At 62.4% G+C, this 26,943-nt stretch carries 20 protein-coding genes and 1 tRNA gene; 8 read left to right on the top strand and 13 right to left on the bottom strand.

Annotation, left to right across the window (positions count from 1 at the left end; translation table 11 throughout):
* Positions 1-68 precede the first annotated feature (68 nt).
* A complete protein-coding gene (locus tag ACYVHT_RS01180) occupies positions 69-1,517 on the bottom strand; it encodes a diadenylate cyclase (RefSeq protein ID WP_460547095.1) in 1,449 nt (482 codons plus the stop codon).
* Positions 1,518-1,713: 196 nt separating this feature from the next.
* Here ACYVHT_RS01180 and ACYVHT_RS01175 point away from each other — a divergent pair, with 196 nt between their 5' ends.
* The 6 genes from ACYVHT_RS01175 (at position 1,714) to ACYVHT_RS01150 (ending at position 10,183) form a co-directional block, all read left to right on the top strand.
* The gene (locus tag ACYVHT_RS01175) at positions 1,714-1,983 is read left to right on the top strand and encodes a hypothetical protein (protein ID WP_460547093.1); all 270 of its coding nucleotides are present in this window, start codon (positions 1,714-1,716) and stop codon (positions 1,981-1,983) included.
* Between the two features lie 187 nt (positions 1,984-2,170).
* Positions 2,171-4,813, top strand: coding sequence for a PIG-L family deacetylase (locus ACYVHT_RS01170; protein WP_460547091.1), 2,643 nt, complete (start codon positions 2,171-2,173; stop codon positions 4,811-4,813).
* A gap of 240 nt (positions 4,814-5,053) precedes the next feature.
* Positions 5,054-6,430, top strand: coding sequence for an aspartate kinase (locus ACYVHT_RS01165; RefSeq protein ID WP_460547089.1), 1,377 nt, complete (start codon positions 5,054-5,056; stop codon positions 6,428-6,430).
* Positions 6,431-6,530: 100 nt separating this feature from the next.
* On the top strand, positions 6,531-7,184 hold the full coding sequence (locus tag ACYVHT_RS01160) for a phosphatase PAP2 family protein (RefSeq protein WP_460547086.1): 654 nt from the start codon (positions 6,531-6,533) through the stop codon (positions 7,182-7,184).
* A gap of 117 nt (positions 7,185-7,301) precedes the next feature.
* A complete protein-coding gene (locus tag ACYVHT_RS01155) occupies positions 7,302-8,192 on the top strand; it encodes a glycerophosphodiester phosphodiesterase (protein WP_460547084.1) in 891 nt (296 codons plus the stop codon).
* A 35-nt stretch (positions 8,193-8,227) separates the two neighbouring features.
* Positions 8,228-10,183, top strand: a complete 1,956-nt coding sequence (locus tag ACYVHT_RS01150; RefSeq protein ID WP_460547082.1) for a CocE/NonD family hydrolase — start codon at positions 8,228-8,230, stop codon at positions 10,181-10,183.
* Positions 10,184-10,362: 179 nt separating this feature from the next.
* Here the strand turns inward: ACYVHT_RS01150 and ACYVHT_RS01145 are convergent, their stop codons facing one another.
* The 11 genes from ACYVHT_RS01145 to ACYVHT_RS01095 form a co-directional block, all read right to left on the bottom strand.
* Positions 10,363-11,256 (bottom strand): DUF2911 domain-containing protein, encoded by an 894-nt coding sequence (locus tag ACYVHT_RS01145; protein WP_460547080.1) that lies wholly within the window; start codon positions 11,254-11,256, stop codon positions 10,363-10,365.
* A 110-nt stretch (positions 11,257-11,366) separates the two neighbouring features.
* The gene (locus tag ACYVHT_RS01140) at positions 11,367-12,002 is read right to left on the bottom strand and encodes a hypothetical protein (protein WP_460547079.1); all 636 of its coding nucleotides are present in this window, start codon (positions 12,000-12,002) and stop codon (positions 11,367-11,369) included.
* 77 nt (positions 12,003-12,079) lie between these two features.
* Positions 12,080-13,930: an ABC transporter ATP-binding protein gene (locus ACYVHT_RS01135; RefSeq protein WP_460547077.1), complete on the bottom strand. Its 1,851-nt coding sequence runs from the start codon at positions 13,928-13,930 to the stop codon at positions 12,080-12,082.
* Positions 13,931-14,125: 195 nt separating this feature from the next.
* Positions 14,126-14,599, bottom strand: coding sequence for an energy transducer TonB (locus ACYVHT_RS01130; protein ID WP_460547075.1), 474 nt, complete (start codon positions 14,597-14,599; stop codon positions 14,126-14,128).
* Positions 14,600-14,605: 6 nt separating this feature from the next.
* Positions 14,606-16,111 (bottom strand): sodium:solute symporter, encoded by a 1,506-nt coding sequence (locus ACYVHT_RS01125; RefSeq protein ID WP_460547073.1) that lies wholly within the window; start codon positions 16,109-16,111, stop codon positions 14,606-14,608.
* Positions 16,112-16,246: 135 nt separating this feature from the next.
* Complete coding sequence (locus ACYVHT_RS01120; protein WP_460547071.1) at positions 16,247-17,260, bottom strand: MBL fold metallo-hydrolase; 1,014 nt, start codon at positions 17,258-17,260, stop codon at positions 16,247-16,249.
* Between the two features lie 204 nt (positions 17,261-17,464).
* Positions 17,465-18,472 (bottom strand): hypothetical protein, encoded by a 1,008-nt coding sequence (locus ACYVHT_RS01115; RefSeq protein ID WP_460547069.1) that lies wholly within the window; start codon positions 18,470-18,472, stop codon positions 17,465-17,467.
* Positions 18,473-18,517: 45 nt separating this feature from the next.
* Positions 18,518-19,513 carry a hypothetical protein gene (locus ACYVHT_RS01110; protein ID WP_460547067.1) on the bottom strand — a complete coding sequence of 332 codons (996 nt, stop codon included), beginning with the start codon at positions 19,511-19,513 and terminating at the stop codon, positions 18,518-18,520.
* Positions 19,514-19,539: 26 nt separating this feature from the next.
* A complete protein-coding gene (locus ACYVHT_RS01105) occupies positions 19,540-20,226 on the bottom strand; it encodes a hypothetical protein (protein ID WP_460547065.1) in 687 nt (228 codons plus the stop codon).
* A gap of 269 nt (positions 20,227-20,495) precedes the next feature.
* The gene (locus tag ACYVHT_RS01100) at positions 20,496-22,628 is read right to left on the bottom strand and encodes a M61 family metallopeptidase (protein ID WP_460547063.1); all 2,133 of its coding nucleotides are present in this window, start codon (positions 22,626-22,628) and stop codon (positions 20,496-20,498) included.
* 176 nt (positions 22,629-22,804) lie between these two features.
* Positions 22,805-23,455 carry a class I SAM-dependent methyltransferase gene (locus ACYVHT_RS01095; RefSeq protein WP_460547061.1) on the bottom strand — a complete coding sequence of 217 codons (651 nt, stop codon included), beginning with the start codon at positions 23,453-23,455 and terminating at the stop codon, positions 22,805-22,807.
* 229 nt (positions 23,456-23,684) lie between these two features.
* Between ACYVHT_RS01095 and ACYVHT_RS01090 the strand changes: the two genes are divergently transcribed.
* Both ACYVHT_RS01090 and ACYVHT_RS01085 read left to right on the top strand, forming a co-directional pair.
* Positions 23,685-23,766: transfer RNA gene (locus tag ACYVHT_RS01090), tRNA-Leu, on the top strand.
* Between the two features lie 96 nt (positions 23,767-23,862).
* The gene (locus ACYVHT_RS01085; RefSeq protein ID WP_460547059.1) at positions 23,863-24,558 is read left to right on the top strand and encodes a phosphatase PAP2 family protein; all 696 of its coding nucleotides are present in this window, start codon (positions 23,863-23,865) and stop codon (positions 24,556-24,558) included.
* Positions 24,559-24,564: 6 nt separating this feature from the next.
* Here ACYVHT_RS01085 and ACYVHT_RS01080 read toward each other — a convergent pair whose 3' ends face one another.
* Positions 24,565-26,928, bottom strand: coding sequence for a GAF domain-containing protein (locus tag ACYVHT_RS01080; RefSeq protein ID WP_460547057.1), 2,364 nt, complete (start codon positions 26,926-26,928; stop codon positions 24,565-24,567).
* Positions 26,929-26,943: the final 15 nt, after the last annotated feature.

Here is a 26,943-nt window from a genome sequence, read left to right as displayed (position 1 = left end):
AATTAAGAATGAGGAATGAAGAATTAGCAATCAGGGCCGACATTCCTCATTCCTCATTAAGCAGCGCGTTAGCTCGGCAGCAAATCAATCCAGCCGTCTTCGCTCACCACCACGGCCAGCACGGGGTATTTGCTGCTGTGCACGTAGCGCAGGGCCCCGTTGTAGCGCGAGCCGCGCGAAGAATCGCCTTTTTCAGTGGCCAGCCCGTCGAGGATGACGCCGATGGCGTGGCACATGGCGTTGGGCTCGATGAGCACGGCCCCGTCGATGTTGGTGACGAGGCGCAGCACCGAGGGCGTCATGATGCGCGGCACCACCCGGAAGCTCTGGCGGGTGAGGCGCTTGGCTTCCTGGGCCGCGCCGGTGGTGATGACCAGAATGGTGCCGTTGGGCTGGCGGGTGGCCTGCTGGGCCAGGTCCCAGAGGTAGTCGATGCTGTCGTGGTCGAGGGCGGGGAAGACGATGCGCAGGATGCGGGCAAAGTTGTCGGCGGCCACGCGGCCCTGGGGCAGGCGCGGGGTGTTGCTCACCACGCGCATCAGCACGTTGCCGGCGTGGCTCATCTCCCAGCTGTAGTGGTTGGTGAAGTGCACCGTCACGAGCGGCTCATACTGCGCGTCGTTTTCGGGCACGAGCTGGCCCAAGCCGAAGACGTGGGAGGCATCCGAAATCAGGGCGGTGTGGCCCTCGCTCAGCTCCAGCAGCTTGCGAATGGAGCGGTGGTCGCGCATGGGCACCGGCGTTTCGAGGGTGAGCACGGGCACCACGGCGGGGTGCTGGCGGCGGCACACCAGCATGGTGCCAATGCCTTCGTCGCCCTCGTGGCGCAGGGCGGCCACGCCGTTGCAGGCATCGTAGAGGCCGTGGGTGCCGGCCGGAGCCACGCGCAGCATGAGGCGGCGGCCGGCCGAGCGCAGCAGCTCGTTGTAGTCGCGGTCGAGCACGGGCTGGTCGTTGTCGGCGGTGTCGGCTTCGCGCAGGGCGCGGGTGCAGTCGTGCAGAAACTCCAGCACCGCCGCGTGGGGCAGGTTGGCGGGCCGGCCGCTGCCAGGCTTGGGCAGGGCGTAGTAGTTGTCGTAGCAGTCGGAAGCCAGCTGCAGCACCACCGTCACGAGGTAGCCCTGCAGGCTCACGGGCGTGGAGCAGAACGAGCGCCGGTTTTCGTGGCGGCTGGTGGTGAGGGTGTTGAGCGTGGTTTCGGTGGCCTGGCACACCAGCTCGTACCAGTGCTGCTTCTCGAACCGGTCGTGGTCGTTGGGGTGCAGGTGGTACACCGAATCCTGGGGGCCCTTGTCCTGCTCCAGAATAGCGGCGTGGGCCTTGATGTTTCGAAAATCGGCGGGGGAGTAGCGCAGCATGGCGGGCTCCAGCACCACGGCGTCGGGCTCGTCGGTTTCTTTGGCCGACGCCAGGCCCAGCAGAAAGACTTCGGGCCGCAGGCTGCGGTCGAGCAGGTTAAAAACGCCCTCGGCAAAGAGCTGGGCAGATACGCGAAACAGGCTTTGGTGCTCCCACATGGGCAAAATTCGGAACGGCCGGACCCCGCTGCGGGCCCGACTTCAGGCCGAACTACGCAAAAAACGGCCGGATAGTGGTATAGCAAAACAAATTTCCTTCGCCGCCGCTTCCAGCATTTCTACCAAAGCCGTATCTTCGGACGGCCACCGCCGGCCTTAGCAGCCTCTCCTTCACCCCACCAACCCGCGCAAGCCTATGTTCTTCCTCGACATGCTTTTTATGGTGGCGGTGTCCATCTCCTTTATTCCGATTCTGACCGGCTACTGCGCCCAGACGCGCGGCCGCTCGTTCTGGCTGTGGTTTGCGCTGGGCTGGCTGCTGCCGCTGGCCTCGTTCTTCCTGCTCTTCGCCCTCATCGCCCGCGACGAGCTGAACCCCAGCCGCCGCCTGCTGGCCGAAGCCCGCCAGATTCTGCGCGAAGCCGAGGAAAAAGCCAAGGCAGAATCGTCGAAAAGCCGGGGGTAGCATTGTGCGGCCGGGAAGCCTCACCCCCCCCGGCCCCCCTCTCCCGCGGAGCGGGGCACCGGAAATGCCCCACCCAAAGGAAATCGTTCGAAAATCGTCAGGCTCCCCCTCTCCGCAGGAGAGGGGGCCGGGGGGTGAGGTGAACCCGTCTGCGGTAACTTCACGGCCCAATCTTGGTTTCCTGCGCATGATTCGCTTTCTCCGCCCCGTCGCCGCCCTCACGGCATTCTTCCTTCTTCATTCCTCATTCCTCATTGAAACGACGAAGGCGCAGACGCCGAAGTCGTACACTTCCTCCGAAATCCTGCTAGGCCTCAAGAAGCTCAACGTCCTCGGCTCGGTGATGTACCTCGCCGCCCACCCCGACGACGAAAACACCCGCCTCATCGCCTACATGGCCAACGAGCGCCTGCTCGAAACCAGCTACCTGAGCTGCACCCGCGGCGACGGCGGCCAGAACCTCATCGGCCCCGAGCTGCGCGAAGGCCTCGGCGTGATTCGCACGCAGGAACTGCTCGCGGCCCGGCGCCTCGACGGCGGCCGGCAGTTCTTCACCCGCGCCAACGACTTCGGCTTCTCCAAAACCTCCGACGAAACCTTTCGCATCTGGGACAAGGAGCAGGTGCTCGCCGACATGGTGTGGGTCATCCGCCAGCGCCGGCCCGACGTGCTCATCACCCGCTTCCCGCCCGATGCCCGCGCCGGCCACGGCCACCACCAGGCCAGCGCCATCCTCGCCGCCGAAGCCTTCGACGCCGCCGGCGACCCCAAGCGCTTCCCCGAACAGCTGCAATACGTGCAAGCCTGGCAGCCCAAGCGCCTACTCTGGAACACCGGCAGCTTCTTCGTGAAGCCCGGCGAAAACATGGACGGCTACCTCAAGCTCGACGCCGGCGGCTACAACCCCCTGCTGGGCCAGAGCTACGGCGAAATCGCGGCCCGCAGCCGCAGCAACCACCGCAGCCAGGGCTTCGGCTCGGCCGCCCAGCGGGGCGAGGCGCTGGAGTATTTCCAGCCCGTGAAAGGCTCCACAGCCACCAAAGACCTGTTCGAAGGCGTGGACCAGACCTGGAGCCGGGTGCCCGGCGGCGCGGCCGTGGGCAAGCTCATCGAGGAGGTGATTCGCAAGTACGACCCGAGCAACCCCAGCGCCAGCGTGGCGGGGCTGCTGAAGGTGCGGGAGCAGATGTACGCTTCTTATCAGAAGCTAGGTGAATCATATACGAGCAAGGAGATGCCTAATGAAGCAATTCGTGACCAAGCCGTAGGTGAAATAAGGAAAGCCCAGTTTTGGGTACAGAACAAGGTTGGTCAGGTTGATGAATTACTTAAGGCATGTTTAGGAATGCACTTGGAAGCCACGACTTCTTTAGTTTCTGTTGCGCCGGGAGAGAAAGTTGAGATTTCGACCGAAGCCTTTCAACTGCCTTCATCGAATGTCTTTCCACAGCGAGTTTATCTAACTCCTAGCAGTGGCGATACAGTCAACTATCCTCCTCTATTGAAAGGAAGCCAATACACTGGTTCAGGACGAAGCAAGCTCAATTTCACTGCTCCAGCTACTCTAGCTTCTAGTGCACCATATTGGTTGCGTGAGAAACAGACAGTGGGTATGTACCGGGTTGATGAACAACTGTTGCGAGGAAAACCAGAAAATGAATCTGCGCTAACTGCTCATTACACTTTCAAGTATCGGTACACTGTGTCCGATGCCAAGAAACGTGAGAAGGAAATGCAAGGGACAATTGATTATGAAGTCCCCGTCCAATACAAGCACACCGACCCCGTGCTGGGCGAATTATACCAGCCGCTGGCCGTGGTGCCGCCCGTGCTGGTGAACCTGCCGCCCGCCCGTTCCTACGTCTTCGCCGATGCCCAGCCCAAGACGGTGCCCGTCACGCTGCGGGCCGGGCGCGCCGGGGTGAGCGGCCGCCTGGCCCTGGCCCTGCCCGCCGGCTGGCAGTGCGCGCCCGCCACCGCCGACTTCGTCCTCGCCGCCAAAGACGAGGAGCTGACCGTCAACTTCCAGGTGCAGCCCCTGGCCGGCGCCGCGCCCGGCCGCACCGAACTGCGCGCCACCGCCACCGTGGCCGGCCAGGCCTACGCCCGCGGCATCCAGCAGATTGAGTACCCGCACATCCCCACGCAGTTCCTCTTCCCCGAAGCCGTGGCCCCGCTGGTGAAGCTCGACCTGAAGCGGCGCGGCCAGCACGTGGCCTACCTGATGGGTGCCGGCGACGAAGTGCCCGACGCCCTGCGCCAAATCGGCTACAACGTGACCCTGCTCAAGCCCGAGGAAATCACCACCGCCCGCCTCAAGGAATTCGACGCGCTAGTCGTGGGCATCCGCGCCTACAACACGGTCGACGCCCTTAAAACCAAGCAGCCCGAAATCCTCAAATACATCGAACAGGGCGGCAACGTAGTGGTGCAATACGTGGTGAACCGCGGCACCGTGATGCCCGAAATCGGCCCCTACCCGATGACCATGTCCGCCGACCGCGTGACCGTGGAAGATGCCCCCGTCACGCTGACGAAACATCAGCTGCTGGCTGCGCCGAACAAGATTACGGCGGAAGATTTCAAAGGCTGGGTGCAGGAGCAGGGTCTCTACTACCCTTCGAAATGGGACCCGAAATACCAGACCGTCATTTCCAGCAGCGACCCGGGCGAGTCGGCGAAGGAAAGCGCCATTCTGGTGACGGACTACGGCAAGGGCCACTACATCTACACCGGCTTGTCGCTCTTCCGGGAACTGCCGGCCGGTGTGCCGGGCGCGTATCGGATTATCACGAACATGATTTCCTACGGGAAGGAGCCGGCGCAATAACGTCTGCCTCACGCTGAAACCTCACCCCCGACCCCTCTCCATGGGGAGAGGGGAGCCACGGCAGCCGCTTATTTGCTTTCCGGAAAGCCGCTTTCGCTGATTCCGATTTTACCTTGCAGGTCGTTTGCGCTCACGGTGCAGGCGACCTGTTTCGTTTTGAATTAACCCTCTTGTTCCGCGCCACCGTAGCTCCCCCTCTCCACCGGAGAGGGGGCCGGGGGGTGAGGCGAACGTCTTCACATGCTCACAGTAGAAAAAATCGGCGGCACCTCCATGACCGCCTTCGCCGACGTCCTCGACAACATCATCTTCCACGGCCGCGAAGGCGCGGCCCTGTACAACCGCATTTTCGTGGTGTCGGCCTACGCCAACGTCACCAACTGGCTGCTGGAGAATAAGAAAACCGGCGCGCCCGGCGTGTACCACCACATCACGCAGGGCCAGGATTTCCAGGTTTCGCTGCAGGACGTGGCCGCCAAGCTGAAGGAGCTAAACAAGAACTACGAGTCGCTGGGCCTGGATTTGGCCGCGGCCGATGCCTTCATTCAGCAGCGCATCGACCAGGCCCAGGTGTACCTCGAAAGCCTGGTGAACGTACTGGCCTCGGGCTACGTGAACAGCGTGAACATTCTGCAGGCCGCCCGCGAGATTCTGGCCTCGATAGGGGAGGCGCACTCGGCCTTCAACTCCGTCAACATCCTCAAAAACCGGGGCACCCACGCCACCCTCATCGACCTCAGCGGCTTCGACGACGCGCAGGCCCTCACCATTGATGAGCGCATTGCCAACGCCTTCGCCGACGTGGATTTCCGGCGCACCATCTGCATCGCCACCGGCTACACCAAGGGCACCGAGGGCATCATGCGGGAGTTTGATAGGGGGTATTCTGAAGTCACCTTCAGCAAGATTGCCGTGGCCGTGCGGCCGCAGGAGGCCATTATTCACAAGGAATACCACCTCAGCTCGGCCGACCCCAACCTGGTGGGCGTGGACCAGTGCCACCCCATCGGCTTCACCAACTACGACGTGGCCGACCAGCTCGCCGACGTGGGCATGGAGGCCATTCACCCCAAAGCCTCGAAGCCGCTGGAGATAAACGCCATCGACCTGCGCATCAAAAACACCTTCGAGCCCGACCACCCCGGCACGCTCATCACCCGCGACTACGTGGCCAAAACCAAGCACATCGAAGTCATCACGGGCACCGAAAAAGTCGTCATCATCGACATTCACGACCCGCTGATGGTGGGCGCGGCCGGCTTCGACCTGCACCTGATGCAGGTGTTCTACGACCTCGGGGTGAGCTACATTTTCAAAGCCACCAGCGCCAACAGCATCTCGCTGCTCATCTGGGAAAAAGACCTCAAGCCGCAGCTCGTGGCTGCCCTCGAAGCCAAGTACGAGAACGTGACCGTGCAAACCGCCGCCCTGGTCTGCCTCATCGGTTCCAACATCGACGAGCCCGGCCTGCTGGCCCGCGCCGCCAAAGCCCTGGCCGACTCGGGCATCAACATCCGCAGCGCCGGCTTTGCGCTGCGTAAGGTGAACATCCAGTTCATCGTGGGCCGGGAGGATTACCGCACGGCCATCATCGCCCTGAACCAGGCGCTGGGGTAGCACAGTAGCGCGGACTTTTAGTCCGCGACGCCAAGGTTGCCAGAACTTGTTTGCGCCGCCTTCGTTTGGATTCGCGGACTAAAAGTCCGCGCTACTGCCCATGACGCTCCGCCAGTTCCTTGTCTTCACGGCCCTGACGCTACCGGCCTGCGCCCTGCTGATTTTATTTTTCGACCAGCCGCTGGCCCAGTTCATCCACGCACATTTCACCTGGGCGGCCCCATTTTTCGCCAGCCTCACTGCCGGGGCCGATGCCGCGCATGAGTTCCTGATGCAGCACATTGCTGGCCTGCCCATCATCTTCCTGGCGCTGGGGCTGGCCTTCGCCATCGGCCGCTACGGCCTCAAAAAGCGCGGTGCCACCATCTTCCTCATCCTGCTGCTCACCCACGAGTTCAGCATGGTGCTGGCCAAGGTGATGAAAGGCGCCGTGCACCGCTTCCGGCCCGAAGTGCAGTTCAAAGTGGGATATGCCGGCACCGGCCTGTGGGCCACGGGGGCACATAATGACTCGTTTCCATCCTACCACACGGCCGTTTATTTCAGCCTGTTTCTGCCGCTGGCGGTGGCGTTTCCCAGGTATCGGGTGCCGCTGCTGGTGCTGCCGGGCCTCATTGGCCTGGGCCGGCTGGTGCTGGGCATGCACTACCTGAGCGACGTATGGTTTTCGCTGTGGCTGGTGGTGGCCCTCACGTTCCTGTTCGGCCTGCTGGACCGGCCGGTAGGGGCGGGGCCTGCCCCCGCCCGTCGTTGAACGATTCAACCGGGAGTCGTTCAACGACGGGCGGGGGCAGGCCCCGCCCCTACATTCCAACTCTGCCGGATTTTCGCCGTTCAGGCTTCTTTCGGCCTGTGCCAGCTTTCCCTTTGCATGATAAAATCCGCGTTACCCATCCGCGCCGTTCTGGTGCTGTTTACCTTCATTCAGCTGGCGGCCTGCTCGGCCACCAAGCCCGCTGCCAGCTCCAGGCTGGTGGTGCTGGGCCACGCCGGCTCCGGTTTCTTCACGCCCATCAGTCCGTTCAATTTCCGGCCGCCGAGCAGCTGGCGCGGCATCCGGCATGCCCTGCGCATCGGGGCCGATGGCGTGGAAATGGACCTGCAGCTCAGCCAGGATAGCGTGGTGATGCTCTACCACGACCCCCAGCTCGAAAATAGCAGCACCGGCCACGGCTGCGTGAGCCAGCACCCGGCCGCCGAGCTCACGCAGCTGCGCTACCACGGCGGCTTTCCCTACGATTTGTTTCAGAAGGAGCGGCCCGTGACGTTCGATACGGTGCTGGCCCGCTTCGGCCGCCGCCCCACGTTCCCCTTTATTCACCTCGACCTGCACGAGGACGACCCCTGCCGCCCTGCCGGCCACCAGCACGACCGCACCCCGCTGCTCATTCGCCAGATTGGCCGCAGCCTGCGCCGCTACCATGTGCCGCCCGCGCAGGTGCTGCTCATTACGCAGGAAGGCCCCACCGTGCGGCTGGCCCGCCAGCTGCTGCCGGCCGGCGTGCGCATCGGCCTCGAAATCGCCTCCGATGAGTTCGCCTTCGGCCTGAAGGTGGCCCGCACCGAGAAGGTGCACACCGTGGTGCTCGATGCCGACCGCGTGACGCCCGAGCAGGCCGCCCAGGCCCACGCCGCCGGCCTGAAAGTGGTGGTGTTCGGCGGCCGCTCGGGCAAGGACATCAAGCGCGTGCTGGCCACCCAGCCCGATGAGATTGAGGTCGATAACGTGAAGCGCCTGCTGATTCTGCAGGGCCGCAAGTAGCGCGAACTACCAAGTTCGCGCTACATTTAGTCCCAATGAAACCAACCGTCCTTCTCACTGCAGCGGTGCTTGCCTGGGCCGCTGCCCCAGCCCGTGCTCAGACTGCCTACCCGCTGCCCTCAGCGGCCGAAAAGCAGATGCTGGCCACCATTCTGGCCGATACATCCTACATCAGGCAGCATTTCACGAAGACGGAATATCAGATTCCGATGCGCGATGGCGTGAAGCTCTACACCATCGTGTACGCGCCGAAGGATGCCGACAAGGTGCGCTACCCCATCATGCTGAAGCGCACGCCGTATTCCATCGGGCCGTACGGGCCGGGCAAGTACCTGCTGCGCATCAGCCCCAGCAGCGCCATGCTGCACGAGGGCTACATCTTCGCGTTTCAGGACGTGCGGGGCAAATTCATGTCGGAAGGCACGTTTGAGGACGTGCGCCCGGCCCTGGAAAAGCACGCCACCAAAAAAGACATCGACGAAGGCACCGACACCTTCGATACCATCGAATTTCTGCTCAGGCACGGCCCGAAAAACAACGGCCGCGTAGGCCAGTGGGGCATTTCCTACCCCGGCTTCTACACCACCATGGGCCTGCTCAGCCGCCACCCGGCCCTGAAAGCGGCCAGCCCGCAGGCACCCGTTACGGACTGGTTCTGGGACGATGACCACCACAACGGCGCATTTTTCCTCACGGGCGTGAGCTTCTGGGCCGGTTTTGGCCAGCCCCGGCCGCAGCCCACCGCCGCGTACCCCAAGGAGTTGCAGCTGGGCACCCCCGACGGCTACGACTATTACTACCGCCTCGGCCCGCTCAAAAACGTGAATGCCCAGCTCTTTCACGGCCAGGTGAAGCACTGGAACGACCTCGTGGCGCATCCCAACTACGACGCTTTCTGGCAGGCCCGCAACCCCCGCCCGCACCTGCGCAATATCAAAACCGCCGTGCTCACCGTGGGCGGCTTCAACGATGCCGAGGACCTGTTCGGCGCTCTGCACACCTACCAGGCGCTGGAGCAGCAAAACCCCGGCCTCTCCAACCGCCTCGTGATGGGGCCCTGGGTGCACGGCGGCTGGGCCAACACCACCGGCGAGCAGGTGGGCAACGTGGGCTACGGCGCGGCCACGTCCATGTGGTATCAGGAAAACGTGGAAGCCCCGTTCTTCAAATCCTACCTGAAAGACGACAAGCCCACGGCCGTCGCGAAGCTGCCCGAAGCCACCGTCTTCGAAAGCGGCACCAACCAGTGGCGCCAGTTCGACGCCTGGCCACCCAGGCAGGCCCAGGCCAGAACGCTCTACTTCCGCCAGGCCGGCGGCCTCAGCTTCAGCCCGCCTACCGAGGGCACCAATGAGCGCCGCCGCCCCGAAGTCAACTTCGAGTTCGACCAGTTTCTGAGCGACCCGGCCCATCCCGTGCCCTACACCGAAGCCACCGCCCCGGCCATGACCCGTGAGTACATGACCGACGACCAGCGCTTCGCCAGCCGCCGTCCCGACGTGCTCACCTACCAAACCGACGTCCTCACCGCCCCGCTCACCCTGGCCGGCCCCATCGAGGTGATGCTGCAAGTGGCCACCACCGGCTCGGATGCCGACTGGGTCGTGAAAATCATCGACGTGTACCCCGACAGCGCCCGCGACAACCCGCGCAACGCGCCCGGCGCCCACCTGGGCGGCTACCAGCAGCTGGTGCGGTCCGAGGTGATGCGCGGCCGCTTCCGCAACAGTTTCAGCAAGCCCGAGCCCTTCACGCCCGGCCAGATTACCGCCGTGCCCTTCACCGTGCAGGACCTCATGCACACCTTCCGGCCCGGCCACCGCCTCATGGTGCAGGTGCAAAGCACCTGGTTTCCGCTCGTGGACCGGAACCCGCAGAAATACGTCGACAACATCTTTGAGGCCAACGAAAGCGACTTCCAGCCCGCCACACATCGCCTCTACCACACGCCGGAAAAGGCCTCGCAGCTGGTGCTAAAAGTGCTGCCCTAACTGCGTCACCTCACCCCCGGCCCCTCTCCCGCGGAGAGGGGAGCCACGGCGGCGCGGAAACAGAATTAACTGCAAACAAAAAGCCCCGATTCCGTCAGGAATCGGGGCTTTGCTTTTAAACTCGTCAGGCTCCCCTCTCCGCGGGAGAGGGGCCGGGGGTGAGGTACCAGCGTCAGGACTTATTTGCCCATCTTCTTCGCTTCGGCAATCAGCTCCTCGTCCATCTTCACGTAGTCGCCGTTGGGCGGCGTGGCGGCTAGGGCCGCTTTCTTCGACGCCTCGGCGGCTGTCATGGCGCCTTTGTAATCCTTCATTTTCAGGCGGATTTTGGCTTCGGTGTTCAGGTTCCAGTACTTGGTGGGCTCGGCGGCGTTGGCCTTTTCCATCCAGGTTAGGGCCTGCTTCAGGTCCTTGTTGCTGTCGTAGTAATACACGGCCGCGGCGGCCAGGTCGCCGGGCGCAGGCGCGGCGGCTTTGATGACTTTCTCGTCAATCTGGGCCATCACCTTGCTCTCCACATCGGCCGTGATTTTAAACTTGGCGCCGGTGTTTTCCCAGGCCATGTCCACGTTGGCGGTGGCGGGCGTCAGGTCGGTGAAGGCGATGGTGAAGGTTTCGACCTTGGCGGGCAGCTTGTAGGGCTTGATGGTGAAGCGGGCCACGTCCTGGTCTTCCTTGAAGCCTTCTACGTCAGCGCCTTGCTTGAGGCTTTTGTTCAGCACCACGGTCCACTCGCCGGGCCGCGGAATGGTGTAGATGCCGTACTCGCCGGCCGGCACCTTCTTGCCCTCAATGGTCACATCGTCGGAAAACTTGATGCTGGTGGTGGCATTGGCGCCGGTGCGCCAGCGCTTGCCATTCGGTACCAGCGAGTTGTCGCTGCCGAAGATGCTGCGGCCCTTGGCGCTGGGGCGCGAGTACATAATGGTCACATCCGTCAGGCCCACGCGCTGCGTGATGGTGCTCTGCGGGCTGGCGGCGGGCGTCTTGATTTGGGCGTGGGCGGCCGGGGCGGCCAGGAAGGTAGCGGCCGTCACAACAGCGGCGGAGAAACTCAGGAAGTGCTTGCTCATCAGTAAGAGAAAGGGTGAGGGAGTGTTGTTGTCGGGTTAAAAATACGAAACCCGCACTTGGGGCGCGGGTTTTGAGGATTTACAATTTGTGAGTCAGTTGGAATCGAGCCTTACCAAATCTGATTCTGATATTCAAAACGACTAAATCCATTCGCTTGAAGGGCGTCTACCAAGTGCATCATTCTGCCAGTTTTCATTTCAGTGTCACATCTGAAGGAAATAACGATTGACCGCTGATAAGCGCATTGTGCGTAGTCTCGGGCTGCCAGAATACATTCTATTAGCTGTGAGTCACAAAGAGGCTTAAATTTAGCTAGCTCAGCTAGTTGATTGCGGCGGTTGTAGGGCAGTGACAAAAGCTGAGGTAGTTGTTCAACCGCTACAGCCAGAAATGGAAGAGACTTTAATTCAGTTGATTCTGAAGTACGGAAAGCAATGCCATGCTTTGCTACCACGTTTTGGATAGCCGCAGTTTGTATCTCATTGCTTGGCAATTCAAAAGAAAGATTGTTGTTTCGGTCTATGCTAATCACCGCGTAAATAGGTTCTGGCCCACACTGAATAGTTTGTGTAATTGGCAAATGGCTGTTGGGAACAAGGCCCATCTCAGTCATTTGAGTGCCATAGCGGAACAAAAAGAACAGAACCAATATCAGCAGACATCCCGCATATGCAGGCATAATCGGCAGGGAAATCTCACTCCTGCGACTTTTGCCTAAGGCATGTTTTGCTTGCGTAGAGTTCATAGCTGCAAATAATGACGGCCCTTGCTTCGCTAAGGCTAACGAAGCAAGGGCCGTAATCGTGTATGCTAAATCGAGTCTTACGTCAACTCAAACTGCAGTCGCAGCAGATTCGCGTACAGCCCGCCTTCGCGCTCGCTCAGCTCCTCGTGCGAGCCGGCTTCCACGATGCGGCCGCCGTCGATGACCAGGATTTTATCAACCTTCCGAATTGTCGAAAGGCGGTGGGCGATGATGAGGCTGGTGCGGTGCTGCATCAGCTCATCGAGGGCGCCCTGCACCAGCTTTTCGCTTTCGCTGTCGAGCGAGGACGTGGCTTCGTCGAGAATCAGGATGGCGGGGTTTTTCAGGATGGCGCGGGCAATGGCCACGCGCTGGCGCTGCCCGCCCGAGAGCTTGATGCCCCGGTCGCCCACCACCGTGTCCAGCGCTTCGGGGAAGGCCTGGATGAACTGCCAGGCGTTAGCCCGCTGGGCGGCTTCGATGATTTCGGCGTCGGAGGCGTCGGACTTGCCGTAGGCAATGTTCTCGCGGATGGTGCCGCCGAAGAGCAGTGTTTCCTGCGGCACGATGCCGATGTGGCGGCGCAGGGCCGTGAGGTCGTAGTCCTGCACGTCGTGCCCATCCACAATGATGCGGCCACCGCTGAGCGGATAAAACTGCATCAGCAGGCCGGCAATGGTGCTTTTGCCCGCGCCGCTGGGGCCCACGAGGGCAATTTTCTCGCCCGCCGCGATGTGGAAATCAATGTCCGACAGCACCGGCACGTCGGGCCGGGTGGGGTAGCGGAAGGCCACGTGCTCGTAGCGGATGTCGCCGTGAATACGAGCCGGGGCCAGCCCCACGGCGGGCTCAATGTGCGTGGGCTCGGGCGCTTCGTCCAGAATTTCGAGAATGCGCTCGGAGGCCCCCAGCGTGCTCTGCACCTTGCCGTAAATTTCGCCCAGCCCCGCCACCGAGGCCCCGATGAAAGCCGTGTAGATGATGAAGGCCGTAAGGTCGCCGATTTTGAGGTGGTTGGGGTCTGTCACGGGGGTGTGCACCAGCGTGGCCCCGCGCCACAGCACCAGAATGATGCCGCCGAACAGGCCAATAATCACAAACGACACGAAGGCGCCGCGGTACAAATTGCTTTGCAGCGCCGCCCGCACCACCTTGCTCAGCGAGGTATTGTAGCGGCCGGTTTCAAACTTTTCATTGGTGTAGGCCTTCACCGAATTGATGGCCTGCAGCGTTTCTTCCACAATGGTGTTGGTGTGGGCCAGCTCCTGCTGCACGGTCTTGGAGAGCGTCCGGATTTTGCGCCCAAACAGCCCCGCCGCCAGCACAATGGGCGGGAATGTCAGCAGCATAAACAGCGACAGTTTCCACGACACCACCATGATGAAGGCGATGCCGCCCACCAGCGTAAACACCTGCCGGAACAGCTCGGCCAGCGTCAGCGAAAACGAGTCCTGAATCTGGCCAACGTCGGACGTAATGCGCGAGGTGATGGCCCCCACGCGGTTTTTCTCATAAAATGGAATGGGCAACTGCACGAATTTGGCGTAGAGCGCCTGTCGGATATCGCGCACTGTGAACTCGCTCACCTGCGTGAAAAACCAGATGCGCCCAAACGAAAACAGCCCCTGCATCACCGTTACGAGAAACAGGCCCAAGGCCACGCGGTTGATATCAAGCGAGATACCACCGGGCAGCACCAGCGGCTCGCCGGTGGCCACGTTCACCAGCTTGCCCGATATCCACGGAAACGACATGGTGCTGAGGCTGCTGAGCACCAGCAGCACCATGCCCACGATGAATTTGGCGCGATAGGGCAGCACGTAGCGGAATATCCGCAGGCCGCGCTGGAGCGACTCTTTGCTTACTTTCGGTTTGGGCAGGTCGGCGGTGGCGTCGCTGCCGCTGGTATTTAGTCCACTTCTTGCCATCGGGCGGGGATAATTCGGCTAATAATAACGGGGCAAATACGCCCGGTAGGGGTGAGGAGCAGATGAAGGCTGGGTGAGTGGCTTGTGTCATCCTGAGCGCAGCGAAGGACCTTATCACTGGTGAACAGTTTGCAGTAAATCAACCGATGCAAACGTGATAAGGTCCTTCGCTCCGCTCAGGATGACAAACGATTTTTACTTCTCAACTTTCAACACCTCCCCGTTTGCAAACGGCACGGGCAGCTGAATCATCACCGGCACGGGCACGCCCTTGCGGGTGGCGGGCTGCCAGGCCGGCAGCTGCGCGGCGGCGCGAAGGGCTTCCGCATCGCACTCCGGCGAGAGCGATTGGGCTACTTTGAAGTCGCTCAGGGTGCCATCGACGCCCACGGTGGCCGTCAGCAGCACGTTGCCGGTAATCTTTTTGACGCGCGCGGCCTCCGGATATTTTACGTGCTGCTGAAAAAACACACCCAGCGCGGGCGCCCCGCCGGGGAAGGAGGGGGCTTTGTCGGGCCGGTTGGCGGCGCCGTGGGCCTGCACCTGCATGTGGCCGGATTTCAGCACGATGGGGGCTTTGGCCGGGGCCGTAGCGGGCGTGCCGGGCTGCTGGGCAAACGCCGCCGGAGCAGCCGCCAGCAGCAGGAGCGAGAAGAAAGGCTTGGTCATAGAAAGTTAAACCGTAGGTTCGGCGGTCAGGTTCACGGCCGGGCCGGGGCGCGAAATGGCCAGCAGGCCCAGATACACCAGCAAGCCATTGAGCAGCAGGATTTCGAAGCCGAACTTGTAGCCGTTCAGCCACTCCACGGAGTGCGACACGATGAGCAGCGTGAGCAGCACGGCAGCCGTGCAGGTGGGCAGCACCAGCCGGTCGCGCAGCTGGCGCTGGGTGAAAATACCGAAGGCGAACAGGCCCAGCAGCGGCCCGTAGGTGAAGCCGGCGGCTTTGTACACGGCATCAATCAGGCTCTGCTCGTTGAGGGCGCGGAAGATGAGGATGATGACGATGAGCACCACCGACCAGCCCAGGTGCGTGAGCTGGCGCACGCGGGCCTGCTGGGCCTCGGGGTATTGTTTGATGTTCAGAAAATCGATGCAGAACGAGGTGGTGAGCGAGGTCAGGGCCGAGTCGGCCGAGGCGTAGGTGACGGCGATGATGCCCAGGATGAAGATGATGCCCGCCGCCAGCGAGAACTGCGTGGTGGCCAGGAAGGGGAAAACCTTGTCGGTATCCAAGGTGCCGTTGAGCTTCTGGAGCGAGGTCAGCTGCTCCAGGTGCAGGCCCCGGGCGGCGGCGTACTGGTACATGAGCACGCCCAGCGTGAGAAACAGAATGTTGACGCACACGATGACCGGCGTGAACCAGAACAGGTTCTTCTGCGCCTCGCCGAGGCTGCGGCAGCTCAGGTTTTTCTGCATCAAATCCTGGTCGAGCCCGGTCATCACGATGGTGATGAACATGCCGGAGGCGAACTGCTTCCAGAAGAATTTATCGTCCCGAAAATCCGAGAAATAGACCTGCGACATGTGGCTTTCGCGCACCGAGCTCACCAGCTTGCCGAAGGAATAATTCAGCGCATCCGACATGAAGTAGATGCTCAGGGCCACGCAGCTCAGCATGGCCAGCGTTTGGAAAGTATCGGTCCAGAGAATGGTTTTGAGCCCGCCCTTGAAGGTGTAGAGGTAGATGAAGAAGATGCTCACCATCACCGTCACGGCAAACGGTACGCCCATCTTATCGAACACGGCCAGCTGCAGCACGCCCGCCACCAGGTACAGCCGCAGGGCCGAGCCCAGGGAGCGCGAAATCAGGAAATAAAGCGCTCCGGTCTTGTAGCTCCAGTAGCCAAAGCGCTGCTCCAGGTAGGAATAGATGCTCACCAGCCGCAGCCGGTAATACAGCGGCAGCAGCACGGTGCCAATCACGAAATACCCCGCCACAAAGCCCAGGGCCACGGCCAGGTAGCTCCAGCTTTTGCCGTACACGTTGCCCGGCACCGAGATGAAGGTGACGCCCGACAGCGAGGTGCCAATCATGGCAAACGCCACCATATACCACGGCGCATTGCGGTTGGCCACGAAAAAACTCTCACTCGTGGCGCCCCGCGACGTGAGCAGGGCAATGATGATGAGGACGACAAAGTAGCCCGCAACGAGGCTCAGAACTAGCGTTGGCGACATTCGGAAGGGTTGAGTGTTGAAGGTTGAGGGTTGATTGAGCTTACTGAGTTCCTCTCAATCCGAAATCAGGGTCAAAGCTACCCTCTAACGAGGCATTCCTCATTCAACCCTCAACATTCAAAACCCAAAACCTCCCTACTCCCAGTCCTGCCAGCGCATGATTTCGCCCACGGCGGGCGCGTGCAGCTTGCCGCGCAGCATGCCGCCGGCCGCCACTTCCGTTAGCTGGCGCAGGGGCTCGGAGGCGGGCTCGTCGGCCAGGGCGAAGGTGCCGTGGTGCATGGGCACCACGTGGCCGGCCCGCAGCACGTTCACGGCCTTGGCCGCTTCGTGGGGGTTGACGTGGCTCTGGGCCATCATGTAGGCCGGCTTGTAGGCCCCGATGGGCATCAGGGCAATATCGACGGGGCCGAAGCGGGCTTCAATCTGCTCGAAGTGGTCGGCGTAGGCGGTATCGCCGGCGAAGTAGATGAGCTTGTCATTGACCCGAAGCATGAAGCTGCCCCAGAGCACGCGGTTCAGGTCGGTGAGGCCGCGGCGGTGCCAGTGGGCGGCGGGCAGGTAGGTGATGTCGAGCGGCGAACCGGGCCCGAGGTCGTATTGCTGCCACCAGCCGGCTTCCTGCACCTGCAGGCCGGGGGCCATGCCGCGCAGCAGCGGCGCCATGCGCAGCGACGAGAGCACCTGCATCTGCGGGTTTTGCGCGGCTAGGAGCTTGATGGATTTCTCGTCCAGGTGGTCGCGGTGGCCGTGCGAGAGCAGCAGGTAGTCGAGGCTGCGAATGGCCTCGGGCGGGCAGGGGAGGGCGTGGCGGTGACGCAGGCCGATGGAGCTGAACAGCACCGGGTCAAACAGCAGCGACACGCCCGCCGCCCGCAGCAGAAAGCAGGAGTGGCCCAGCCACACCAGCATGTCCTCGGTGGCCGAAAACGCGGCCGTGCAGTCCACCACTTCCGGGGCCCAGGTGTCGCGCTTTTTCTCTTCCTTCTGCGGATTGGTCGAGAGCTGCCACTTCAGCACGTTGGCAAAGCTGGGTTCGAATAAGTCTTCGCCGTTGGCGAATTCCTGGCCGAAAAGCTTGTTGCCGGGGTAGCCGGGCTTCACGGTGGGCAGCGCTTCGTTGCGGAGGTAGGAAATGCGTTGGGCCATCGGGCGAAAATCTGAGGAGCTTGGGGAGCCAAAGAAACGGGCTGGCCGGGCAAGTGTTTTGAGTAGGGTGCGGGGCTTGCCCCCGTCCGTCGTTGCACGAATTACGCATCAGTTGTTCAACGGCGGGCGGGGGCAAGCCCCGCACCCTACAAAAACGCCCCGCCGATTTTCGGCGGGGCGTTTTCATTCGCTGGAAATAAGCGGCTAATTGGGCAGCGTGAGCAGGTAGCCGATGGTGAAGTTGGCGTCCCAGTCAAACACGAACTGCTTGCAGCCGGTGGCCTGGGCAATGGCTTTGTAGATGTTGAGGCCGGCCTTCGACTTGGCGTTGTCGAGCTGGTAGGCGCCGGGCGCGTCGAGCACCGTGAAACGCTCCTTGCCGTTGCGCACCTTCTTGGCCATCTCAAACGGCACCCCGCCGATGATGAAGCAGGTGCCGCGCAGGTCGGCCGGCACCTGGTTGGCTTTCTCTTTCACCTCGGCGGCCACCACGTCATCGGAGGTGCCCTTCTCGAAGTATTTAGCGCCGAAGGTCTCCACCGACTTCGGCGTATTGCCATCGAGCCACGAAATTTTGGTGTTGCCCGAGCCAATGTCGGCCACGAAAGCGCGGTCGGCAAACGAGGCCGGCAGCACCGAGCGCAGGCCCAGGATGCCTTCCTTCTCGGGCGTCACGGTGTTCACCACGTAGCCCAGGCCCTTCAGCACCTTGATGATTTTGGCCGTGCCTTCGGCCTTCAGCGCGCCGGAGCTCACCACGAAATGAATGTCGCGCCCGCCCACGCCAAAATCCAGCATCTGGCCGATGTAGGCCTTCAGGCCCTTGCGGATGTCGTCGTCCGAGGCCATGTTTTCCATCACCAGGCTGTTGCCGAAATCGGCTTTTTCCAGCTTCCAGGTGCGTTGCGGGTCGATGCGGACGATGAACGAGTTGAAGCCGCTGGCCCCCAGCTCCACCACGCCCTTCAGCTTGCCGTTCACCGGCTCGGGCGCGGTGTAGGTAAAGGCCGGCTTGGCACCCGCCGCCGCCGGGCTTTGAGTCGAAGCGGTTGAGCTGCTGGTGGTATCCGCCACCGGGTCGATGGCCGAGCGGGACGACTGGGCCGTCTGGGCCAGCTCGGGGTTGCTGGCCGTGAAGCGGCGGATGCCGAAATACAGGCCAATGAGAATGATGGCCGCGATGATGGCCTTGCTCGCAAAGGTGAGGCGCATGAAAAAAGGGGTAAGGTGAAGTAGGAAAAGACTTAGGGTCAGGGGTTAGTCCAGCAGCTTGCCATACGCGTCATCGGTAGCCTGCCGGGTGGCGGCCACGTTCATGCGTACCGGCGGCTCATTGTCCATAATGGCGTTGAACTCGCCCTTCTGGTATTTGTCGAGCAGGCGCTGGCCCTTCTCGCTCATCACGCCGTTCTGGATGTCCATCTCCTTCACGAACTCCTGCGAGTAGCGCATGGCCTGCTTAATCTGGCCCAGCTGCTGGGCCATGTCCTCGGCCACGCGGTCGGTGGCCAGGTCGAAGAAATACTTCTTGTCGGGGTCGCCGCGCAGGATGTTCATGGCCGCGCGCATGCCCGAGCTGGTGCGTTTCACCAGCGCGTACTCGTCCTTCAGCAGGTTGACCTTGAACTTGCTGTTGTCAATCTGCCGCAGGGCCGCTTTCAGAATCTGGCGCATCACCAGGCTCACGTTGGCCGTGGTGGTGGCCATGGGCTGCAGGCGGCGGTTGTAGTCTTCGAGCTGGGCGGCGCGCATGGCGTAGCTCTCGGCACTGTCCTTCTCGCCCTGGCGGGTGGCCGCGGACGCCAGGGCCAGGTATTCCTTCATCTGCGCCTCGTTGGCGGCCAGCTTGCGCTTCACCAGCTCGTGCGCGCCTTCGATGTTGGTCACCTCGGCGTCCATCTTGCGGGCCTCCTTCTCGGTGTTCGAGATGTAGTCCTCCATGATGCCGATGGGGTCGGTATTCACAAAAATGCTGGCCGCCGTGCGGAAAATGCGCTGCCCCAGGTACCACAGGCCCGCCTGAATCCGCTTGTTGGTGGCCAGCAGAAACAGCACGAACAGCACCCCCAGGCCAATGCCCAGCTTCACGGTATCGAAAATGATGTCAATCAGATAGGGCAGAATCTGGCCCCAGTAGTACACGCCCGCGCCCACCAGCGCGGCCACGAAAACCCAGCCCGCTACTTTCTCGGGTTTTTGCCAGGAGGGCAGGCCATCGGCCGGCGACGGCGGCCCTAATAAGGGAGTATTCATGGTGCAGAAAAAGGGGAAAGGAAACGTTATTTGGTGGCCGTCAGAAAGGTTTCGGCAGCTTTGTGATGGGCGCGCAGGTCGGCCATGGCGGCGGCGTTGGCCAGCTCGTAGCTCGTCAGGGCCGACTGCGTTTTCTGGCGCTCTTCGGCCAGCTGCTGCTGCGTTTGCTGCAGCTGCTGCTGCTTGGCCTGGAGCTGTTTGGTGAGCTCAGCCAGCTCGTCGGACAGCTTTTTTTCCTGCGCTGCCAGCTGCACCACGGCGCTGGGCGCGGCCCCGGGCAGGCTGGCTTCGCCCATTTTTTCGCGGTGGCGGGCCAGCACTTTTTCGCGGTCCGCCAGCAGGGTTTGCTCAAACTGCGTGGCCGAATTCAGCAGCGCCGGCACCGTGCCGCCGTTCACCGCCGAGAAGGCATTGAAGGCCGTTTGGTAGAGCAGGGGGCCGCTCATGCCGGCAGCGGCCATGCTCTTCACCATCTTCATGTAGGCGCCAAAGTCCTTGCCATCGCCGGCCAGCAGGCCCGCAATGTGGTCGAGGTGGCGCTGTTCCGGCTGGTTCACGGCCGCGCCGGTGGGCTGAGCCGGCGCGGCGCCCGGGGCCGCCGGAGCGGTAGCGCCAAACTGGGCCGTAGGCGGCGTGGCCGGTGCCGCCGGCTTGTCTTCCGGCTCGATGAAAAAATCCTTGGCGGCGTTGGTGAGCTTATCGAAAATTTCCATGGGAAGAAGGAGTGTGGGAAACGATGAAGCGGTTCGGGAATCCAAAAAAAGGGTGGCCCGGGCTTGCGACAGTCTTTATCGCACCGGGCCCCTTTTCATTACGGGCAGCTGTTTCGCCGGTAAAGATGACGCTTTTTAAGAATTCAACTATAGCGGCTCGCCCGGCATCGGCTGCTTTGCGCGTGCCCAGACCCGAAAAAGCCCCGCCAGGCCGGCCGCAAGCTGCGGTACCGGCCCGGCGGGGCCCTCCGAAATCAGACCGAACGCGCCTAGTTGGAGGCCTGGCTGGCCAGCCAGGCTTCGCGCAGCGCTTTCTGGGCCGGCGACAGCGTCATCTTCTCCACCGCTTCCACGGGCTTCACGCCCACGTTGGGGTCTTCGGCCAGAATGAGCTGGGTGGTGCGCTCCACGCCGCCCCGGGTTTTCACCTTCACAAACACCACGTCGCTGGGCGAGTGCTTGTGCAGCACGCCGTCGAGGTCGCCGGGGCTTTTCAATTCCTGCCCGTCGAGCACCACCAGCTGGTCGCCCCGGTCAATGCCGGCCTTGTACAGGCCCGAGCCAATCTGCGTATTGTTTGCCACCAGGCAGCGGCCTTCTTCGTCAAACTCCACCTGGTTCGACAGCGCCGCGCCGAGCGCCCGCGTCGGAATCACGGCCAGGCCGGCCACCAGCAGGTTTTCGCTGAAGCGCGGCTGCTCACGGCCGTAGATGTACTGCCGGAAAAAGCGGCTGGCAAACACGGTGTCCTTGCTCACCTCGCCCAGCACGCGCTGCAGGTCGCGGGTGGTGTAGGGCGCAGTAGGCGCGTAGCCGCTCTGCTTCTTGCCATACTGCAGCCACATGGCCTGCATGAACTTATCGAGCGAGGAGCGGTGGTGCTGGCGCAGCTGCAGGTCGAGCACCAGGGCAATGCCCGCGCCCTGGTCGTAGTACGACAAGTTGGTGTTCACCAGGTTCATCGGCGCGCTGCTGCCCGAGCGGTCGGTGAAGGCGGCCTGCCGGCTCATGTCGATGGCCGACGCGTAGCGGGCACCGGGGCTGTTCTGGCGCAGGTTCACCCAGCGGCTGATGTCGTCGAAGAATTCTTCGTCCTCAATCAGCTTGGCGCGGCGCAAAGCCAGGCGGCCGTAGTACTGCGTGAAACCCTCGGCAAACCAGAGGTTGTCGCTCATGTTCACGCGCTGGAAGTCGAAGGGCTCCAGGTCTTTCGGACGCAGGCGCTCCACGTTCCAGGCATGGAAAAACTCGTGGGCCACGGTGCCCAGGTTACGGATTTCGTCCTCGTCCTTGAGCGGGCGCGGGCTGGTGAGCGACGTGGAGTTGCGGTGCTCCATGCCGTCGCCGGTGGCCTGGCTCAGGTAGTCGGCAATGAAGGTGTAGCGGGCGAAATCGAACACCGGCATCTCGCCGAATACCGCCTTTTCCTCCTTCACCACCTTCTGGATTTTCTTGGCGTAGTTGTCCAGCTCCGCGTTCGAGCCCAGGTACAGCGCTGCCAGCTCAATGGTCTGGTCGCCTTCCTGCCAGCTGCGCACCTGCTGCGCCCCCAGCGAAACCGGGCTGTCCATGAGGTACTGCAGGTTGGGGGCCGTGAAAATGTTCTTATCAGCTCCCTGGCGCAGCTGCGTGGCCACTTTCCAGGTGGCCGGCAGGTCGTATTTGATTTCGGCGGCGCGCCCCTCCAGGCCGGTGGCGTAGCACAGCGCGGCCGGCCCGTTGAGGTGGGCGTGCTGCTGGTCGATGCCTACATACGTGCCGTCGGTCTGGTCGCCGTAAAGCGTGTAGCTGAAAATCACGGTGCCGTCGGCGGCAGGCGTCACGTCCCAGCCATACGGGTCGGGGCGGTTCAGCGGCAGCGGGTGGTTGGCGCCATCGGTGGCCACCACGTAGTACACGTTCTTAGAGAAGTCGTGCAGCGAGTAGCGCCCCGGCGAGCTGCGCGCCATGCGCACGTGCAGTGGCCCAGGCGGCAGCCCCGCGAAGGTGGCCGTCACCTTGGCCTCGTGGTGCACGGCGTTGGGAAAGGCAAAGGTGTAGCGCACGGCCGGGCCCGTGTCGGGCTTGGGCGGGGCCGGTGCTTTGGCCGCCGGGGCTGCCATTTCCGGGGCCGGGGCCGGTGTCCCGGCTGGGGCGGCGGGTGGCGCAGGCACGGGCGCCGGAGCCTTGCCTACCGGGGCCGCCGGCCGGGCCGGCACCACGGCTTTGGCCGGGGCCGGTTTGCCGGGTACTGGCTTGAGGGGAGCGGGTTTGAGAACCGGCTTAACCGGTACCGGGGCCTTCCCCACGGGTTTTGCTTTAACGGGGGCCTTGGCTTTGGCGGGGGCCGGCGGGGCCGTTTGGGCAGCGGCCTCCAAAGCGCCCAGGCTCAGGGCAAATAAAATAGTAGTAACGTGCTTCATGGACAGAAATAATAGGAAAACAAGGAATGCGGCAACGATGTCGAGTAGATACCGAGTGCAAAGTTGCGGAAAATTTACAATAGAATAAGCTACAATCTACTCTTAATGGCTCTTGATAATGATAAAATTATGTTTTAACTACGTACGGTGGTGTTGTTAAATATCAAGGGAACCACTCAACGGGCATATTCATGAAAAACAGCCCCTTCCACCGCGCCGCCGAAAAAAAGCCGGCGCCGGGCCGGGCGCATCCCCAGCCGGGCCAGGGCCGGGCGCAGCCGGGGCAGCTCCCGTGCCCGCAGGCCGGTGGTGAGGCGGAAAAAGAAGTACATGGCCGCCAGCAGCCAGCGCCGCCAGCCCCGGCGGGCGGGCCGGAAATCGGCCAGCAGCCAGGGCGCACCCGGCCGCAGGGCCGCGCGCAGCCGCGCCAGGGCACCGGCAATTTCCGGCAGAGGAATGCAGTCGAGCACGAAAAAGGTGATGATGGCATCAAAGCTTTCGCCGGCCCTCAGCGCCTCTTGCGTGCCGTGGCGGAAATCGACTTGTGCCGTGGCGGCCGGGCATTCGCGGGCCAGTCGGGCGCGGCTGCGGGCCAGCATCCGGGGCGAGGCCTCGAGGTAGAGCACCGTGGCAGCCGGCCGGCGGCGCAGCACTTCCGTGAGCACCCAGCCCGTGCCGCCGCCCAGAATGAGCACCTGCGGGGCTCCGGTGGGCAGGCCGTCCAGCGCCGCCCGTTGGGTATTGCGCAGCGCCGACCCGAAGACAAGGCCCGCCAGCAGGTCGTAGCACCACGCCACCCGGTCGTAGCCGACGAGCGGTTCAGGCACTTTTCCGGCAAAAAAGGAGTCGTTTTGAGTCGTTGGCATTCAAAAAGCGGCGAAAAACAAAAAAAAATGACGCTACAAGTGGCTGAAAAACAATTGCCGGTAGCTTTTAGCCACGAATCCGGCAGAAAAATTTGGGATGCAAAGTTGCGCCGCTACAATTCGAAGCTGTATCTTTGCAGCATCAAAAGGCCGCTCCTCCTCCCGAATGAGCGGTTTTTTAGCCCAGCCTGCGCTTGTGGCGAAATTGGTAGACGCGCTGTCTTCAGGCGGCAGTTCCGCAAGGTGTGAGAGTTCGAGTCTCTCCGAGCGCACGTAAAGAAAAAGCCAGTCCAAACCGGACTGGCTTTTTTCGTTTTGCGTAGTTGAGGTAACTTTCACTGAAGCGGCCCGGTGGCCGTGGTGTGCCTATGAATCGCCTTACTTCCCGTTTGCTGGCGCTGGCTGGCTTGCTCACCGCCGAAATTACCCTGGGCGTGGCACTGTTCGTGGCGGCGTTTGCCGTGTTTTTCTACATGGCGCGGGTGGTGTTTGTGCACCATTCGATGGCGCTGGACAGCTGGGCCACGAACGTGGTGAACGGATGGCAGCAGGCCCAGCCGTGGCTCGACTGGCCGGCCGATTTCATCACGTTTTTCGGTTCGCTCTTCTTTTTGCTGCCTGCCAGCATTGTTGCGCCCCTGTGGCTGCGCCACGCCGGGCACCGGCGCGAAGCCCTGGAGTTTGTGTTCACTATGTTGGGCAGTGTGCTGCTGAACCAGTTGCTGAAGCTGTATTTCAACCGTCCCCGGCCTGCCAACAAGCTGCTGCATACCTGGGGGCTGAGCTTCCCGAGCGGCCATGCCATGCTGGGGCTCACGTTTTACGGCTGCCTGGCCTGGCTGCTGGCGCGGCATTTTGGGCGGCCGGGCTGGGTGCTGCCGTTGCTGGTGTGGTCGGGGCTCATCGGCCTCACGCGCATCTACCTGCACGCGCACTACGCCACCGACGTGGTGGCCGGCTTTGCCGGCGGCGCCGCGTGGCTGGTGGCCATGCGGGCCGGCCTCCACTTGTTCTGGAAGGAGGAAAAAGCAGCGCTGCACGAAGCCGCCGGGCTGCCGGACTAAAAAAGGCTACAGCTGCACCCGCACGCGCAGCGCCAGCAGCCCTTTCACGCCCTGCAGCTCCTCCAGCTCCAACTCCTCCACGCCGGGCATAAGCAGGCCCCGGTCCTGGAGGTAGTCGATGTACTCGTAATACTCCACGGCCTCGCGGCTCTGGGCATACACCAGCGCAATGGTGCCGGGCTGGGTCAGGCGCTCGCCGGTGCCCAGCACGGTGGCTTTGTCGATGCGCTTCTTGATGATTTCGTAGCGAATGTTGTAGGCCCCGTCCACGTCGAACTGCCGCTCGTCCTGCCGGAAGCGGATGCTCAGCGGCTGGCCGTGGATGAGGATGAGCTGGGTGGTATCGAGCGGCACGGGCAGCGTGGCTTTGAGGGCGGCGGTGCGGCGCGTGATTTCCACCATCGTCAGCAGCTGCCACAGGCGCAGGTTTTTCAGGAACACCAGGTCAAACGGTTTGTCCTCCACCAGCGTGCTGCCCACGTAGATGTTGAACTCCACGCCATCGGTTTTGTAGCGCTGGAAGTAATGCGGGAACATCTGCTGGGCCTTTTCTTCCTCCTCGTCGAGGTAGTCGCTCACGGCATCGTTCAGGGTGGTTACGCTGGTTTCGAAGTCCTGGCGGCGCTTGTAGAGGATGCCCAGCCGCGGGTCGATGTTGTTCCAGTAATTGGTGATGACCGGGCGCAGGTCGGGCGTGTGCGTGGCCAGGTACTCGAACAGCGGCTCCACCTCGCGCTTCAGCGAGTCGTAGATATTGGCCTCGTCGCCGGAGAGCAGGCCGTCGCGCAGGCGTTTCAGGTGCTTGGTGACGTAGAATTTCAGCTCGTCCAGAATGGGCAGCTGCTGGTATTCCGACGCTTTTTTCAGCACCTTATTGGCCAGCGTGAGGTGCTCAATCAGGTCGCCCTGAATGGCCTCGTTGCGCACCGTGCTGCTGCCCCGGATGTCGCAGGAACCGTGCAGCGGGTACACGTCTTCAAACACGATGGGCTCCATCTCGGCGGTGCGGTTGCCCTCGTCCAGCTTGGTGAGCAGGTTGCGGGCCGCATCGGCAAAGCGCCACTCCATGGTGGGATGAATGGCCGTAAACTTCTGCTGGATAATGGCTTGCACCCGCGTTTGCAGGTCTTCGGCATTGCGCTTCACGGCCACGGCAAACAGCGGCACAAACTGCGCCACCTTGGCCATGTCAAACTCATCGAGCCCGTTCACGGTGGGGCAGCCCAACTCCAGCAGGCCCACCGTGTCGTTGCCGTAGGGCAGCAGGGCCAGAATGGCCGAGTGAATGCCCAGGCTCAGAATCTGCTGGCGCAGGTCCTCCGGAATGTCGGCCGTGGCCACGTCCTTCAGCACCAGCGGCTCCCGCTCGCGGAGCAGCCGGTCGTATATCAGCCGGAAGCTGCTGTCGGCCGACTGGTGCTGCACCTGCTTGGTGATGAAGCTGTGGTTGATTTTGCGGCCAAAATCCACAAAAGCGCGCTTTTTCTCGTCATACGCCGCGATGCCGAGCTGCAAGGACGGCTGCGCAAACAGCACCCGCAGCTTCTCCTGAATCTGCTCGAAGCGGGCCGGGGTTTGCAGCACGTCGCGCTCCAGCAGGTCGTATTTCAGCTCCGACAGTATTTCCTGGTCGGTCACGTCCACCAGCTGCAGCACGTTAAAGCCTTCCAGCTCGAAGTGCTCGGCCGGCAGCAGGGCCTGCCACACTTCCAGCCGGTGGCGGTTGTGCAGCAGCAGGTCCAGCTGCTCTGCGTTCAGCACGGGCGGCTCGCCCACTACTTTCACCGTCACAAAATCAGTATTGAAATCGAGCCCGTAGTGTCGGTAGAGGCCGATTTTATAGTCGGGCACCGTGAACACAATGGTGCCCAGCGACGGCAGCTCGGTGTTGTACACGCGAAGCAGCACCAGCTGGTACGCCATCAGGCTCAGCCGCCGCTCCATGGCCGCCAGGTCCACGTTCAGCGGCTGCTTGATGATGCGGTCCTTGTTCAGCATCACCTCCTCGAAATGCTGCGTCGAGTAGAAGCTGCGCCGCTGAAACGGGCCAATGACACCGCTGATGTCGGTGGCGAACGAGGCCGGCGGAAATACGGCCAGCATCAGGGTTTCTACCAGGTCGCAGTTGCATTCCAGCACCGAATAGTCGGTGATGGGGCCCCGGCACCAGGGGGCCGCCGCCACCTGCTCGCCAATGGTGCGCGCCAGCAGGGCTACCCCGGCGTTGCTGGCCGTTTCGCGCGCGTGCCAGTAGGCAATGAGCGGCTCCAGGCTGAGCGTGGAGCGAAAGGGAAAAGCCGAAGCCGGAACGGCGGCTTTGGCGGCGGCGGGGGCCACCGGCACCAGAGGCAGGGGAGTGGAAACGGGCATAAGACGAAAACGCAG

The organism is Hymenobacter daeguensis, assembly GCF_054780555.1.
This window is presented reverse-complemented; position numbering and strand designations above follow the sequence as displayed.

Excerpts from the sequence above, each read along its gene's own strand:
- ACYVHT_RS01180 (WP_460547095.1), bottom strand. The coding sequence starts at position 1,517 with ATGTGGGAGCACCAAAGCCTGTTTCGCGTATCTGCCCAGCTCTTTGCC.
- ACYVHT_RS01175 (WP_460547093.1), top strand. The coding sequence starts at position 1,714 with ATGTTCTTCCTCGACATGCTTTTTATGGTGGCGGTGTCCATCTCCTTT.
- ACYVHT_RS01170 (WP_460547091.1), top strand. The coding sequence starts at position 2,171 with ATGATTCGCTTTCTCCGCCCCGTCGCCGCCCTCACGGCATTCTTCCTT.
- ACYVHT_RS01165 (WP_460547089.1), top strand. The coding sequence starts at position 5,054 with ATGCTCACAGTAGAAAAAATCGGCGGCACCTCCATGACCGCCTTCGCC.
- ACYVHT_RS01160 (WP_460547086.1), top strand. The coding sequence starts at position 6,531 with ATGACGCTCCGCCAGTTCCTTGTCTTCACGGCCCTGACGCTACCGGCC.
- ACYVHT_RS01155 (WP_460547084.1), top strand. The coding sequence starts at position 7,302 with ATGATAAAATCCGCGTTACCCATCCGCGCCGTTCTGGTGCTGTTTACC.
- ACYVHT_RS01150 (WP_460547082.1), top strand. The coding sequence starts at position 8,228 with ATGAAACCAACCGTCCTTCTCACTGCAGCGGTGCTTGCCTGGGCCGCT.
- ACYVHT_RS01145 (WP_460547080.1), bottom strand. The coding sequence starts at position 11,256 with ATGAGCAAGCACTTCCTGAGTTTCTCCGCCGCTGTTGTGACGGCCGCT.
- ACYVHT_RS01140 (WP_460547079.1), bottom strand. The coding sequence starts at position 12,002 with ATGAACTCTACGCAAGCAAAACATGCCTTAGGCAAAAGTCGCAGGAGT.
- ACYVHT_RS01135 (WP_460547077.1), bottom strand. The coding sequence starts at position 13,930 with ATGGCAAGAAGTGGACTAAATACCAGCGGCAGCGACGCCACCGCCGAC.
- ACYVHT_RS01130 (WP_460547075.1), bottom strand. The coding sequence starts at position 14,599 with ATGACCAAGCCTTTCTTCTCGCTCCTGCTGCTGGCGGCTGCTCCGGCG.
- ACYVHT_RS01125 (WP_460547073.1), bottom strand. The coding sequence starts at position 16,111 with ATGTCGCCAACGCTAGTTCTGAGCCTCGTTGCGGGCTACTTTGTCGTC.
- ACYVHT_RS01120 (WP_460547071.1), bottom strand. The coding sequence starts at position 17,260 with ATGGCCCAACGCATTTCCTACCTCCGCAACGAAGCGCTGCCCACCGTG.
- ACYVHT_RS01115 (WP_460547069.1), bottom strand. The coding sequence starts at position 18,472 with ATGCGCCTCACCTTTGCGAGCAAGGCCATCATCGCGGCCATCATTCTC.
- ACYVHT_RS01110 (WP_460547067.1), bottom strand. The coding sequence starts at position 19,513 with ATGAATACTCCCTTATTAGGGCCGCCGTCGCCGGCCGATGGCCTGCCC.
- ACYVHT_RS01105 (WP_460547065.1), bottom strand. The coding sequence starts at position 20,226 with ATGGAAATTTTCGATAAGCTCACCAACGCCGCCAAGGATTTTTTCATC.
- ACYVHT_RS01100 (WP_460547063.1), bottom strand. The coding sequence starts at position 22,628 with ATGAAGCACGTTACTACTATTTTATTTGCCCTGAGCCTGGGCGCTTTG.
- ACYVHT_RS01085 (WP_460547059.1), top strand. The coding sequence starts at position 23,863 with ATGAATCGCCTTACTTCCCGTTTGCTGGCGCTGGCTGGCTTGCTCACC.
- ACYVHT_RS01080 (WP_460547057.1), bottom strand. The coding sequence starts at position 26,928 with ATGCCCGTTTCCACTCCCCTGCCTCTGGTGCCGGTGGCCCCCGCCGCC.